Annotated in this window: 10 protein-coding genes; 8 read left to right on the top strand and 2 right to left on the bottom strand. The window is 47.6% G+C overall.

All coding sequences use genetic code 11. From position 1 onward, the window contains the following. Position 1 precedes the first annotated feature (1 nt). From gspL to ACJJI3_RS05820, 5 genes are all read left to right on the top strand, one after another. Positions 2 to 1,345 (top strand): type II secretion system protein GspL, encoded by a 1,344-nt coding sequence (gene gspL, locus ACJJI3_RS05840; RefSeq protein ID WP_444941825.1) that lies wholly within the window; start codon positions 2 to 4, stop codon positions 1,343 to 1,345. 56 nt (positions 1,346 to 1,401) lie between these two features. Beyond that, positions 1,402 to 1,890: a type II secretion system protein M gene (locus ACJJI3_RS05835; RefSeq protein WP_444897209.1), complete on the top strand. Its 489-nt coding sequence runs from the start codon at positions 1,402 to 1,404 to the stop codon at positions 1,888 to 1,890. Between the two features lie 175 nt (positions 1,891 to 2,065). Continuing rightward, positions 2,066 to 2,338: an acetyltransferase gene (locus ACJJI3_RS05830; protein ID WP_282932716.1), complete on the top strand. Its 273-nt coding sequence runs from the start codon at positions 2,066 to 2,068 to the stop codon at positions 2,336 to 2,338. Positions 2,339 to 2,447: 109 nt separating this feature from the next. Further along, positions 2,448 to 2,651, top strand: coding sequence for a DUF2788 domain-containing protein (locus tag ACJJI3_RS05825; RefSeq protein ID WP_282932717.1), 204 nt, complete (start codon positions 2,448 to 2,450; stop codon positions 2,649 to 2,651). 46 nt (positions 2,652 to 2,697) lie between these two features. Continuing rightward, positions 2,698 to 4,911, top strand: coding sequence for a hybrid sensor histidine kinase/response regulator (locus tag ACJJI3_RS05820; protein ID WP_444941824.1), 2,214 nt, complete (start codon positions 2,698 to 2,700; stop codon positions 4,909 to 4,911). Between the two features lie 227 nt (positions 4,912 to 5,138). On the opposite strand, the gene ACJJI3_RS05815 is transcribed toward ACJJI3_RS05820, so the two are convergent. Beyond that, positions 5,139 to 8,276, bottom strand: coding sequence for a TonB-dependent receptor (locus ACJJI3_RS05815; RefSeq protein ID WP_444941823.1), 3,138 nt, complete (start codon positions 8,274 to 8,276; stop codon positions 5,139 to 5,141). Positions 8,277 to 8,567: 291 nt separating this feature from the next. Between ACJJI3_RS05815 and ACJJI3_RS05810 the strand changes: the two genes are divergently transcribed. Continuing rightward, complete coding sequence (locus tag ACJJI3_RS05810) at positions 8,568 to 9,335, top strand: S1/P1 nuclease (RefSeq protein ID WP_413665703.1); 768 nt, start codon at positions 8,568 to 8,570, stop codon at positions 9,333 to 9,335. 968 nt (positions 9,336 to 10,303) lie between these two features. Continuing rightward, positions 10,304 to 10,876: a hypothetical protein gene (locus tag ACJJI3_RS05805; protein ID WP_413665704.1), complete on the top strand. Its 573-nt coding sequence runs from the start codon at positions 10,304 to 10,306 to the stop codon at positions 10,874 to 10,876. Between the two features lie 141 nt (positions 10,877 to 11,017). Here the strand turns inward: ACJJI3_RS05805 and ACJJI3_RS05800 are convergent, their stop codons facing one another. Then, positions 11,018 to 11,914: an aldo/keto reductase gene (locus tag ACJJI3_RS05800; RefSeq protein ID WP_444941822.1), complete on the bottom strand. Its 897-nt coding sequence runs from the start codon at positions 11,912 to 11,914 to the stop codon at positions 11,018 to 11,020. A gap of 251 nt (positions 11,915 to 12,165) precedes the next feature. Between ACJJI3_RS05800 and ACJJI3_RS05795 the strand changes: the two genes are divergently transcribed. Further along, the gene (locus tag ACJJI3_RS05795; RefSeq protein ID WP_413665706.1) at positions 12,166 to 12,504 is read left to right on the top strand and encodes a hypothetical protein; all 339 of its coding nucleotides are present in this window, start codon (positions 12,166 to 12,168) and stop codon (positions 12,502 to 12,504) included. Positions 12,505 to 12,660: the final 156 nt, after the last annotated feature.

Below are 12,660 nucleotides of genomic sequence, written 5' to 3'. Positions count from 1 at the left end.
TATGTTTAAGAAGAAGAGTATTAACGAGATTAAAGCCCCTCCAGCGCCTCCTCAGTCGTCTATGGTTCTGCTGCGGCTGAGCGAAACTGCTGACCTGACTCTGCGCTTGCATCAGTGGCAAGAGGGTAATTGGCAACAAGTAGCCCTGGACTCAGAATTTGCTCAGGCATTTAATCCCGAATTTGAAGCTGTCGAAGAGCAGCCTGAATTCCCTCAGCTCAACCTCCCTGAGGGAGCCAAAGCGCTACTGATGGTGCCTGGTAACTGGGTATGGAGCGGCCTCGAAACTATACCTAAGGCAGCTCGTCGCCAGGCAAGTGCCATTGGTTACATGGTTGAGGAGCATTTAGCCCAGGATGTCGAGGACTTACACTTTGCCTGCAGACCCCGCACCGGTGATCTCTGCAGCGTATACGCCATTGATGTTGAAAAAATAGAAGCGCTTCACTCCCAGTTGGAGCGGCTCCAGTGGCCGCTGGCTGCTGTAGTGCCGGAGTATGAATTACTTAGCTTGATCGAAGGTGACATTCGCCTGTGGCTGGATGGTGGCCAAGCGCATATCTGGAAAGGTGTCGGGCAGGGCCTAACTGTTAATCGCGATTTTTTACAACCTCTTCTCGGTTCGCTATTAGTTGATGAAGGTGATGAACCTGAAAGCGAAGACGATTCTGAAAGCGGCGAGCCGATCGATAACAAACAGGTAGTACTGCTGGGGGCTGGCGAGCAGGATGGGCTGCTGATTGCTGAGTTGGAATCCCAGTTTGGCGATGGCTTACAGCTGAACCAGCGCTCAGCGGAAGAAGTCTTTATTGAACGGTTCAAGCTGGGGCTGCTAACAAACTTGCTAACTGGAGATTATCAGTTATCGAGTAATAAGAGCGCTGCGGCTTGGTGGATACGCCCGGCTAAAGTTGCTGCCGCTTGTTTTGTTATCCAGCTACTGTTTTTCGTTGGTGCCGGTGCTTTTTATCAGTGGAAGGGCAACCAGTCTGAAGAGCAGGCCCGGGCGATGTTTACGGAATTGTTCCCGAATACTCGACCGTCTGCCCAGATGCGCCGACAGCTTGAAGGTTTCCTGAAAGGCGCGGGTAATCAGGGTGGTGCTTTCTCTACCCAGATGCAACAGTTGAGCAAAGTCTGGATTGCTCACAAAGGGGGAGCATTAAAATTACAGTCCCTTCGTTTTGATGGCCAGCGTGGAGAAATGGTGTTGCAGCTTCAGGCAGAAAACCTGTCTGATCTCGATGCATTTGTCAGCAAGCTATCTGGCGGCGGGATCAAGGCGGACCTGTTAGGTGCGAACGAGTTGAAAAAAGGCGTTTCAGGCCGTATTCGCTTACGTTAGAGCCAGCGGTTTATATAAAGCAGCCAGGCGTAAGAAGAGATTGTGGTAGCAATATAATGAAAGAACAGATCGAACAGTGGCGCCAGAAATGGCAGGCACTTCCGCCCAATGACCAGAGAGCCTTGGGTTTGCTGAGTATATTCGGAGCCGTAATTTTTATAGTTTATGGCCTGTATTCCCCGGCAAAGGGCTTCTTTGATGAGTCTCGCTTGCGAGCGGAAGAAAATCGTGAGCTGGTTAACTGGATGGAGGGCCAGCGCCCGACGCTGGAGCGAATAAAGCCCGCAGGCGGTGGTGCTGGTAGTGCTTCTGGAACTCTTCTGCAGCGCGTTACTGGTGCGGCAAAACAAAACCAGATTGTGATTAAGCGCTTTGAGCCTGAGGGTGAAAACCGCATCCGATTGTGGATTGAAGAAGTCCGTTATCAGGATTTGCAACCCTGGTTGAATCGCCTAATGCAGGAGAAAATGGCTGTTCGCACGATTAATCTGGATGCCCTTGCCGATGAAGGTATGGTCTCCGCTCGATTGACGATCGAAGGCTAGTAACCTTCCTACTGACAGGCTCGAATATAGAACTCGGGCCTGCCTATCACCTCTTAACCGCACTCCGTCATCGACACTCCCATTCGTGCAGCCTCCCATAGAAGGAGGGCGGTTTTAGGCGGAAATGTCATCTTTAGCCCTATACTGGATTAGTAATGAGGAAAAAGGTGCCACTATGCTTTTTAAAGACATATCCACCAAGCATTTGGTAGAAGTGGCTGATATTGTCACACTTTCGAATCCCTACGAGCTGACTGTGGTAGGCCGTTATCTGTGGGGTGAAGAGATTCAAGACCCAGAAGTCTTCGATAAAACTGACTTATGCTTCCTCTCTGGTGAGCCACTTCCTAGATGCTGGCATGACAGCCGCTACCGGGATAAAGAGGTTCGCAGGCTTCGTTGCGGCACTCACGCTTCAGAGGATGGCGACTACTATCAGGGTGCTTGAATTTATAGTTTTACCAAATGGTACGGTGGTCGACTAGATTTTGCCAATGACTTACCAGTTGCCCTCAAGCACTGTACAATGCGCGCCAATTTTTTAAGCGAATGCACGCATGACATTTGAGCAGTTTGAAGAGTATTCCCTGTGGTTGGGAATCGGTGCACTAATTCTATTTATGGTGTTTATTGTTTGGAACCTGGCAAAAGACTCCAAGGCTGGTAGATTTGGGACGTTTATTCTGTTCCTTGCTCTGGGGCTTGGATTGCTGGGATTTCTAATAAAGACCGTTTTGGTTGAAGTACTCGGGATAGGCTAGGGAGCTTCAATGGCACCGGATACCCAGTCTCTCAGGGAAGGTCGCAATGTCTATATTTGATCGCCCTGAACTTAAGGTTCAAAAAGACAGACGTATTTGCCGCGCAACTGACATGCGTATCGCCAAATATACCCGGCGCGGCATGGTGCTCTCCCTTTTTGCATTTCTGATCGCAGCCTCTATTGGAGATATGCGCCTAGAAGCTCCGCGCCTGTTATTAACAATGGGAATCGGCCTGGTAGTACTAACCCTGATTAGGGGCTACTACGTTTTTCGCTTCGACCACCTGTATGGCTCGGGACCAAATCGTTGGCGCAATCGTTACTTTCTGTTCTCGATTATCGGCTCAGCCTGGTGGGGCATTACCTTATTTTACTTTGTCTACTTAATGGGGTTTGCGCCTGAGACCCACTTCCTGTGGATCTATTCGGTAATCTTTTGCTCCAGTGTTACCACCGTATTTTCTCCCTACCATCGTTTCCTGACTTGGTTCACCGCAACCTCACTACTGCCAGCAGCGCTAATGGCACTGTTCTCGGGCATGATTCTGGGGACCATCTACGGAACTCTCACCCTCGCTTTTATTTGGCTGACTGCCCACCAGGGCCGTCGTGAATCGGAGAACTATTGGGAGCGTTTGTCTGCGATGCAGGAACTGCAACAAAGAGCGAGTAGCCTGGCTGCAGCCCGCAAACACTCTGAAGCTGCAGTTGAACTGACCAATGAGTTTATTGCCAATATCGGCCAGGAATTCCGCAGTCAGCTGTCTGACTCCCTCGGCGCTCTGGCACTGCTGGAAGCTGAGCCATTAAGCGAGCGACAGCGGGAATGGGTGGAGCTGGCCAAGGCCGCCAGTAGTCAGCAGCTAAAACTGGTTGATAATGTAGGGTTGTTTACCCGTGTGGCTCGGAAGGATATCCGATTGCGCCAGGGGCCCTTTAACCTGGTCAAGACAGTAGAAAAGTCATTCAAGTTTGCAGCGAGGGCGGCCCATAGTCAGGAATTGGAGTTCAACTTCCAGATTGATGACAACCTCCCTGTGATGGTGACAGGAGATAATCGCAAAACGGCCCAGCTGATTCGCAATCTGGTGGACTCCGCTACAGGCATTGCCCAAAGAGGCGAGCTGTGGGGTGAGGTATCTTATAACCCGATCACCACAGTAGAGGGGCAACTCTCGATCACCTTAATGGATGATGGGCGTGGAGAAATTTTACCGGATGAGAGCGAGCTTTTCGGTGCCTTCTCCCGTATGGATACCACTCAGGTTACTACTGGCCTTGGGCTGTCGATAGCTAAAGGTTTAGCTGAAGCGATGGGCGGTTATCTACAGCTGCATTCAACCCCAGATGGCAACCGCTATCAGGTGGTGATCAAGTATTCCACCGAGCCAAACCAACGAACCTACCTCACACCGGACAGAAAGTTACAGGATATTGAAGTCCTGTTAATTCATCAGAAAGGCCTATTTATTTCAGGTTTGGTGCAGGTGCTGCGTTCTTTTGGGATGGATGTAAAGTCCATCCGCTGGTGTGAAGGTTGTGAGTGCGAAGTCCAGCAGCTGCTTCGCCAAGCGGTAGAACGCAACCAATTGGTAATGATGGCACCGGCAATGGGGGATTCGACTCTTTTCGAATCCATTACGCCTTTCTTTGAAGAGTCCCAAGAAGCAAGTGATAAAGAGAGTCGCCTGGTATGCCTGGGCGGCTTTGGCCAGAAAAGTGAGTTTGCTCACCTGCAGCAACTCTTACCATCGGCACAGTATCTGAGTCGACCGGTGACCCGTAAAGAACTGCACGATGCGTTAGTGGGATTACTGTTTGGCGGTGCGAAAAGAAGTTGTCGAAGAGTGGTTACCGGTGGGGCGGATCAGCCGCGTCACTACTCTTTGTTGTTGGTGGAGGAGTCTAGGCCTCATCAATGGGTGACTGAAGAAATGCTTCAGGCCCTGGGTTACCAGGTAGATATAGCGGTAGATGCGGATGATGCTTTAGTTCGCTTGTCTGAAGGTCATTATGATTTGGTGTTAGTGGACTGCCAGCAAAATACTGATCATAGTGCGCAGATTATCGAGATACTGCGTCGCTGGGAGTCTGAGCACCGCCCGGATGATCGCCTGCCTATTGTTGCTGTAACCAGCACTACTGAAGAGCAATTTGAGGGCCGTTGCCTGGCAGCAGGTATGGATGATTTTCTGACTAAGCCTCTGAGCAAGGATCTTCTTCGGGAAACCTTGGCGCGTTGGCTGGGTAGTGCTTAGCTTACTGATCTTGCTTTGATATTCGATAAAAAAACCGCACTTCAGTGCGGTTTTTTTATTTCCCATTTACTCAAGGTGGGCGTCTTGTGGCTTTGGAAGTTGAGAAAAGTGCTATTCCAAAGCCTCATTATCAGTCGCTATTGAAATGATCGGCACCGAGAAACGGTTTTTGGTTAGGGAAATAGGAATGGCCGCAGCAAATGCTGCGGCATTCGACAAAGTGTGGGTTAGAACTCGTAGCGAATTCCCATACGAGCACTCCATAGAGAGGCATCGGTCACTCGGGTTTGCCCCGCTGGATCCAGGAATTCCTCAAATACGTAGCGCCCTTGGTCATCGATACTGGCCGTTACCGCTGACTGATAGCGAGGGAATCCGCCCTCATACATAACACCCCATTCGTCATTCAGTAGGTTGCCCAGGTTTTCAATAACAAAGTACGCATTAACCCGGTCTTCCGCGCGCCACCCCGGTAGTTGTTGGTCGATACGCAAATCGAACTTGGTCCACCAATCACTGTTAAGTGAATTGCGTTCCATAGTCCCGCTATCCAGGTCTTCAGAGTCAACCCAGGCGAAGAAGGCCTCAGTATCGAAGTCATCTGCAAATACAACATTGGCATCATCGGTGCCCGTGGGTACGTAGAGTAGGCCTCGACCCCAGCCCGCATCACCAAAGATCTGATCACCAAACGTGTAGCTGTAAGGAATGCCTTCATTGGCAGAACCAAACAAGGTGAATCGTGTTTCGTAGCCTGAGAAAAACTCTTGGGTGTAATCCAACTTCAAAGTGAAGCGATGGGGAACTACATAGTTTGATGTTGCAGTGCCTGGATTCTGTACATCAGCGGTAGCGATTTTGGTGTAATTGGAGTAAGCCACTGAGCTGGTCATGGGGTTAACATCTTCAGCTTCGGTGAAGGCATAGCCAAGGGCAATACTCAGGCCAAAATCAAAAGACTTGCTGAGGCCGAGAGAAAGTACGCTGGAATAACCGGAGTCGCCATCCACATTGGTCAGCATGAAGTCTTCGCTGCGACCATTGGCACTGCCGTAAATCGGGCGCCCATCAGCAGTCGAGTCAACTTGCTCAAGAGAGATATCTTGAATAATTGCGGCATCTTGATAATCGCTGTACAAATAGTCTATAGATGCTAAATAACCGGATTCAAATTCGTAGCTACCGCCGATTGCATACTTCCAGATGGATGGCAGTTCAAAATCTGGATCCATCAGGTTGACCCCACCTACAGAACCATCACTACTTGCGACCATATCATAGAGGTCTTGTGGGATTTCATAGATCGGATCGCCGTTATTGGTCCAATCCATATCAAATAGGGGGGTGCCGCTTCTATCTTGGGCTTCGATTTGCAGAACACCATTATTTGAGTAGTTATTGGAAATCCATACATTGGGATTCCCACCGGAGTAAAGGCCGATACCACCGTGTAACTCCAGGCTATCGTTAAGGTTCCAGCTTAGGCCCAGGCGGGGCTGTAACAGGTCCAGGCCATCCATATTGTGCTGGTTGGAAAAGCCATAAGTAGAGGTTATGTCTGCGTTAGCTACTGGCTTGTCATCACTGCTATAGCGGTCGTAGCGCAGTCCCGCAACCACTGTCAGGTCCAGATTTGCGAAGGTGTATTCGTCCTGTGCGTAGAGTGTATCGATGCTGTAACTGAATTCAGCGGCGGCGTCTAAAATATGGTTGGAGCCAGCTGCATTCTCATAAGTAATACGGTTGGCAGTCCCAGCTTCAAAATCTTCGATGCTATCGAAACGGTATTCTCCTGCAGCCTCCTGTATAAACAGGTTGTAGACCTCGAAGTTTTCATGTTCATAGCCGGCGGTTATGTTGTGTTCACCCAACAGCAATTTACCGGCGAGCTTAAATGTCAGGTTTTCATAGCTCAGCTTGTTGGCATGGCGAGAATCATCAGCACCTAGATAGACTGTCGCACGGGAGTCATTGCCGTCGTTGTCATGATCGTTGTAAGTGGTGATTTGAACTTCACCAAAATCAGTTCCGCCCAGGGAGTTTTGGCGGTTGTCCAAATCGGAGTAGCCAATTTTCATCTCTGTAGAAAATATGTCACTCCAATCAGAGAAAAGCTGTGCCACATAGGAGTTTAATTCGGCTCCGCGCTTGTAGTAGTGGTTGGACAATTCCAGCTCATCGGGGTCACTGTCGGCCTCGGCTATAGAGAAACCGTCGTTGTAGTTGTAAGTAAATGCAGCGCGGTGGTCGTCAGAGATATTCCAATCAAGTTTCACCAATAGCTTTTCGTCTTCTTCTGGAATACTGGTGGGTAGGCTTCCTGGATTGTAGCCATAGACTTCGTTTGAAATACGAACAATCTCATCGAGCTGCTCCTGGGAAACCCCCTGGACTTCGGTGGCAGAACTACTCCCTGCCGGCCCCCGGTCAAAAGTGGCAACGCCTTCCAGCTTTTCATAGGCAGCAAAGAAAAAGAGTTTATCTTCGATAATGGCTCCACCGAGAGTTGCGTTGTAGCGCTTCTCATCAAAGCTGGCCACATCGATATCGTCACCTTCCAGGGAGTCACCACGGAAACCATCATCGGTGTAGTCGTAGAAAAATGAACCATGCCACTCATTGGTGCCGGACTTGGTCACTGCGTTGATATTACAAGCGCTGAAACCGCCGTACTGAACATCGAACGGCGCCAGTTCGACGGCGACATGATCGATAGCATCATACGAGAACGGCATACGTTCAGTGGGGTAGCCATTGCTATTCAGGCCGAAGTTGTCATTCATGCGTACGCCATCAACCGTAAGGCTATTGAAGCGAGGGTTGGCGCCGGCGCACTGGATAGCATCAACATTGGCTTCATCCACATAAACTCGTGGATCGAGACGTAGCACATCCTTGATATCGCGATTAATGGAAGGGGCGCTGGCAAGGTCGTCACTGTTAAAGTGCGAAGATGGACCTACAGCTAAGCGGGAGGTGCTGAGCGCTTGTCCTAATACGGTTACTTCTTCCAGATTGCTAGTGCCGAGGGTTAGGCTCAGAGGGAGGATATCACCAACGGAAAGGTAGATATCTTCAATAACTCGCTGGCCTTCCTCGGAATCGATGGTGACGGTGTAGGGGCCACCCACTCGCAGGCCACTCAGGTTAAATTGCCCCGCGTCGCTGACTTCTACTTCACGGCGGCTATTGGAGGGGGTGTGAACCACTGTTACAGTCGCATTGGTAATTGCTTGACCGTTGCTTGCGGAAATAGAGCCGCGAATGCCGGCTGCAGTTTCCTGTGCCTGAGATACCTGCGCCATACTGGCAACAGAAATAATTGCCGCAGATAGTAATACGCGCGGGAACAGAGAAGGTTTCATAGGGTTTTCCTGGTCTAAAGAATTGCCAACTCAAGTGGCCCAAGTAGTTATCGAGTTTTGCTCTTGCAACTTAGGTTCCAAGTTCCAATGGAGACTGTTATGTGATTTTTATTGGGTACCGTCTAAGAGCTGAAGCGATTATGTAGTGCACATATAAATAAATTATTACAGCCGTGAACTTGTCACATACTGGCGTTAAAGTACGCAGCAAATTCACTCTGGCGGACATGCCCAATGAGCATACGATTGATAATTGCCCGTATAGCAGTTGCACTATTCGGACTCACAGCTATGACACAAGCACACGCTTGGGGAGATGATGGTCACAGGGTCGTTGGAGAAATTGCATGGCATTACCTGGACCCGGAGGTAGCCGCCGAAATAGAGTTGCTCCTTGATGAAGTCGGTGAGCCGCACCTAGCTGAATCCACAACTTGGGCTGATCGAATTAGGTCTGATGAGACTTATAACTGGGCTGCGCCGCTTCACTATATAAACTTGTCTCGAGACTGGTCTGCTTATGTTGAGGAGCGGGATTGCCCAGCTGCAGGATGCATATTGAAGGCGATTCAAAGATATCAGGAAGTATTGGCCGATCGCTCGCGCACCAAGACGGAGCGTGCAGAAGCACTGATGTTTATTGCCCACTTTGTTGGCGACCTTCATCAGCCATTACATACCGGATTATTTTCAGATAAAGGAGGTAATGATGTGGAAGTCCAATTCTATGGGGTCGAAACGAATTTACACGCGCTCTGGGACATCCATATGGTCGCCCGTTTGTTTTTAGACTGGCAAGATTATGCTCAGGAGCAAACGGATAAAATTAGTGCGGCTGAGAGGCAGATCTGGCAGTCTACCTCGGCCGAAGTTTGGGCCCGGGAGTCTCATCACTTAGCCCATGGTCTCGCCTATACCAGCGAAACACAACTTGGGGAAAAGTACTTTCTGCGCTGTCAGGACTCCCTTGAAAAGCGTTTGCAGCAGGGGGGAGTTCGCCTGGCCTCTGTTCTAAACAGTGTACTTGGTAACCCTGCGATCGATGTGGCTAATAAGTAAATTCTTTCTTGGGGCTCGCCTCAGTCTACGCCATTGATGTGGTGAGCCAAAAGTGAAGCTTCAAAATCAGTCGAATTATCCTCTTTTATCTTTGTTTTCTTGATGTCTATTGGTTAATTAATTGGAATGTCATCAATTTGTCCGATAAGCAGTCGGTAATTGCCTAGAACTGTAGATATGTAAAGTTATCTATTTCGAAAGATAGCTGAAATTTGCAATCATTATCCCCATTTAAATGTTTGCTCAAGTAGCTCGTGAGTAATGCGATTGAGCAGGTTGGAGAGGGAAAGTTAAAGGCGATTGTGGATGAGAGAAAGGATCTTTAGAGTAGCTTTCCCTCAGCCTTTTGAGTCTTCCTTGTACAGCTATGCCTATAAAAGGAATCCTTTATGCGGGAGTTTTTAGTATGTGAGTTCTCTTATGGTTGTTGTTTTGTAATTTCCTATTAATTTTCATGATTCAACTATATTTGGTGATAAGCAAATAATATCTAATAACTGCTTTATATCTTTTCATATCTTGAGTTTTATTATGGGCCCATTGGGTTGTTTGCGATTCTCTGATAAATTTTAGAGGATACATAACTCCTATTTTACTTTGCCTCTCAGTTACCCCTTCACTTCAGCTTGAAATATTTCCCGTGTTGACACGGTAGTACCAGATTTGGTATCAAATAATCTCGAGTTATATAGAAAGTCTGTCAATTTTCATTAGGTCCTGAGTAATAAAAATAATAATTCAGTGGCTTTAGCGATGAATTGAAAGAGTTCTTGAATTGTCAAAATATTAAATAACAATTTTGGCAAAAAATTTCATAGTCGTTATGGAGGATGTGGGCGATGAGCGGAAGAGGTTTTAATCCTAGGGCGTGTGGAGGATACTTTGCAGGTATTTGTTTTGTATCCAGTTTGAGGTCATACGGTTCTCTTTTTTCCAGGTTTTACGCGCAGTGGTGGAATAATGGTGGGGTGGAAAGTTCTCTGGGTAGAACATGGAATGGTCACACGGCATTAATATCAGGTCACAATGGTGTTATCGATACTATTGTAGGTTGGGACCCCAACAGTTCTTGGGATGCATTTAAAGGCTCAGTGGGCGGGCGTCACAATAGTATGAGGCCTATTGCTGGTCGTTGGCGTGATGATACAGGGATGAATGCAGACCCAACAGCTCAGTATTATGGCCTGCAAGTTAGCCAGACACAGCATGGTAATTTCAGAGATTTTTTGCAGCAAGATCTTTTGGGTACCCAGGGTTTCGGGCCCCACCTCAATAATATCGGAGTCTCATACCATTATGCATTTGCCCCAGGAAAGTGGATGGAGCGTTTGAGTTCCCTTGAGGGGAATAATAATGGTCAGCTGCAAGTCATTTCCAACTGTTCAGATGCTGCCTTCCATGTGCTTGCAAGCTTTCTTTATGAGTGGCGAAAGGCAAATCTGGTAACCGAACTGGCATCTTTCATGAATAATGGGGATGAGAAAAATAAAAATATGTCCCAGGGACGCTTGATGCAGTGGTCAAGCCAGATGGGGCCGTAGAACAAATATACTTGTCTGGTTGATGGGTGGTGTAACCGAATTAAAGTTACACCACCCAATTGTTAAGCAAGAGGTTAGTCTTAATAAATTATTTTTTGCGTAAGCCAAGTAATCAATAATTTGTTAGGCTGAAAGCTGGATCTAGGGAACTTCAATCCCCTTAGAGGCGGTCCATATTCTATACCACTGCTCTCTACTCAAGTTGAGTTTCAGGCTTTCTATCGCCGACTGAACGCGCTCAATTTTTCCCGACCCCATAATTGCTAGGGGCTTGGAGGGAAAGCGTCGTACCCACGCATAGATTACCTGGTCAATACTGGCTGCCCCGATTTCCTCCTTGATATCTTCCAGGGTGATTCGTAACCGTGTTGCCTGGGTGCTTGATCCACTAAAAACTTCCCCTCCAGCTAAGCAGGACCAAGCCATAGGATGAATTCTATATTGCTGCAGTTGATCCAGAGTTCCATCCTCTGCAGCGCTAAAATTGATAGGATTAATCTCGACCTGATTTGTCACCAGTGGTGAACTCAGGCGGGACTGCAACAAATCAAATTGCTGGGAGGTAAAGTTGGAAACGCCGAAATGTAATACCTTACCGGACTTCTGCAGTTCGGCGAATGTGCTGGCAATTTCATCTGCATCCATCAAAACATCAGGTCGATGAAGAAGCAGGATGTCGATGTGCTCTACACCGAGGTGGGCTAAGGAGTTATTAACCGAGTGCTGAATATGTTCAGCGCTGGAGTCATAGTACTTAACTTTCCTGTTTGGATATTTTTCAGAAAGCAATTTGATATTGCATTTGGTGACAATCTCGATGTGATTGCGAACAGATCTATCCAGCTTAAGGGCCTCGCCGAATAACTGTTCGCAGGAGTAATCTCCGTAAATATCAGCATGATCTACGGTGGTAACCCCTTTATCTATATGTTGCTTTAGGAATGTCAGGCGCTCCTGAGGGCTTAAATTCCAATCACTCACACGCCAGTAGCCTTGGACCAACTCTGACAGTTCTGGTCCTTTTGGAGAAGCTAGCACTCTATTAACCACTGAATACCTACCTGATCGAAAAGCATTAGGGTATTCCTGTTCCTGTTGATACTCAACGCCTAAAGTAGAAGGGTAGGCAGCCCAAAGTCGCCATCGGTGTCATAAATGTCATTGAGTCATGTTGATCGTTGAGCTAGCTGACAACTGAAACCGGAGCAACTTTAGAGTCATTTCTCAATGCCCTGATGTTCTGAGGATCACTAAAGAGGCTTGGGCTTTTACCTTCACAGGAGTACCGCATGGTTAGTACCGAGGAAAAAGTTTCCGGCTGGTTGATAATTACTTACTCAATTTTGATGTTATTGATATCCAGCGCAATATTGTTATTCCTATACGCAGTTTTTGGGAATTCAATTTTAAGTATGCCATTCAATATATTCAGTCTTATGGGGTTGATGATAATACTGTTTGCGTCTTTGAATATTTTGGGGGTCTTTGCTGGCATTGCTGTCCTTTTGGATAAAAGGTATGCCCCAGAATTAGCTTTAATATTTTCAACAGTGAGTGTACTAAATGTTCCGCTGGGCACCTTGGTCGGCGGTTTCTATTTATGGCTATATATTCGTAAATATAAATAGCTCTTTTTGATGTTTGCAAAGCCTGTCTACTGTTAACAAGAGTCATTTTATCTCTGTAATAAATGCTGATTTTAACTTCGAGATGTGCATAGGCTTTGGTTCTCTAAGTGGTACGCAAATAAATTACGATAGAAATAATTGAGAACAGGCAACTCA

This window comes from Microbulbifer maximicatervae (SeqCode) (assembly GCF_052466985.1).
The sequence above is the reverse complement of the archived record's forward strand: the minus strand, read 5'-3'. Positions and strand labels throughout refer to the sequence as shown.

Bases quoted from the DNA above. Each gene is read 5' to 3' on its own strand.
- gspL (WP_444941825.1), top strand. From the start codon at position 2: ATGTTTAAGAAGAAGAGTATTAACGAGATTAAAGCCCCTCCAGCGCCT.
- ACJJI3_RS05835 (WP_444897209.1), top strand. From the start codon at position 1,402: ATGAAAGAACAGATCGAACAGTGGCGCCAGAAATGGCAGGCACTTCCG.
- ACJJI3_RS05830 (WP_282932716.1), top strand. From the start codon at position 2,066: ATGCTTTTTAAAGACATATCCACCAAGCATTTGGTAGAAGTGGCTGAT.
- ACJJI3_RS05825 (WP_282932717.1), top strand. From the start codon at position 2,448: ATGACATTTGAGCAGTTTGAAGAGTATTCCCTGTGGTTGGGAATCGGT.
- ACJJI3_RS05820 (WP_444941824.1), top strand. From the start codon at position 2,698: ATGTCTATATTTGATCGCCCTGAACTTAAGGTTCAAAAAGACAGACGT.
- ACJJI3_RS05815 (WP_444941823.1), bottom strand. From the start codon at position 8,276: ATGAAACCTTCTCTGTTCCCGCGCGTATTACTATCTGCGGCAATTATT.
- ACJJI3_RS05810 (WP_413665703.1), top strand. From the start codon at position 8,568: ATGACACAAGCACACGCTTGGGGAGATGATGGTCACAGGGTCGTTGGA.
- ACJJI3_RS05795 (WP_413665706.1), top strand. From the start codon at position 12,166: ATGGTTAGTACCGAGGAAAAAGTTTCCGGCTGGTTGATAATTACTTAC.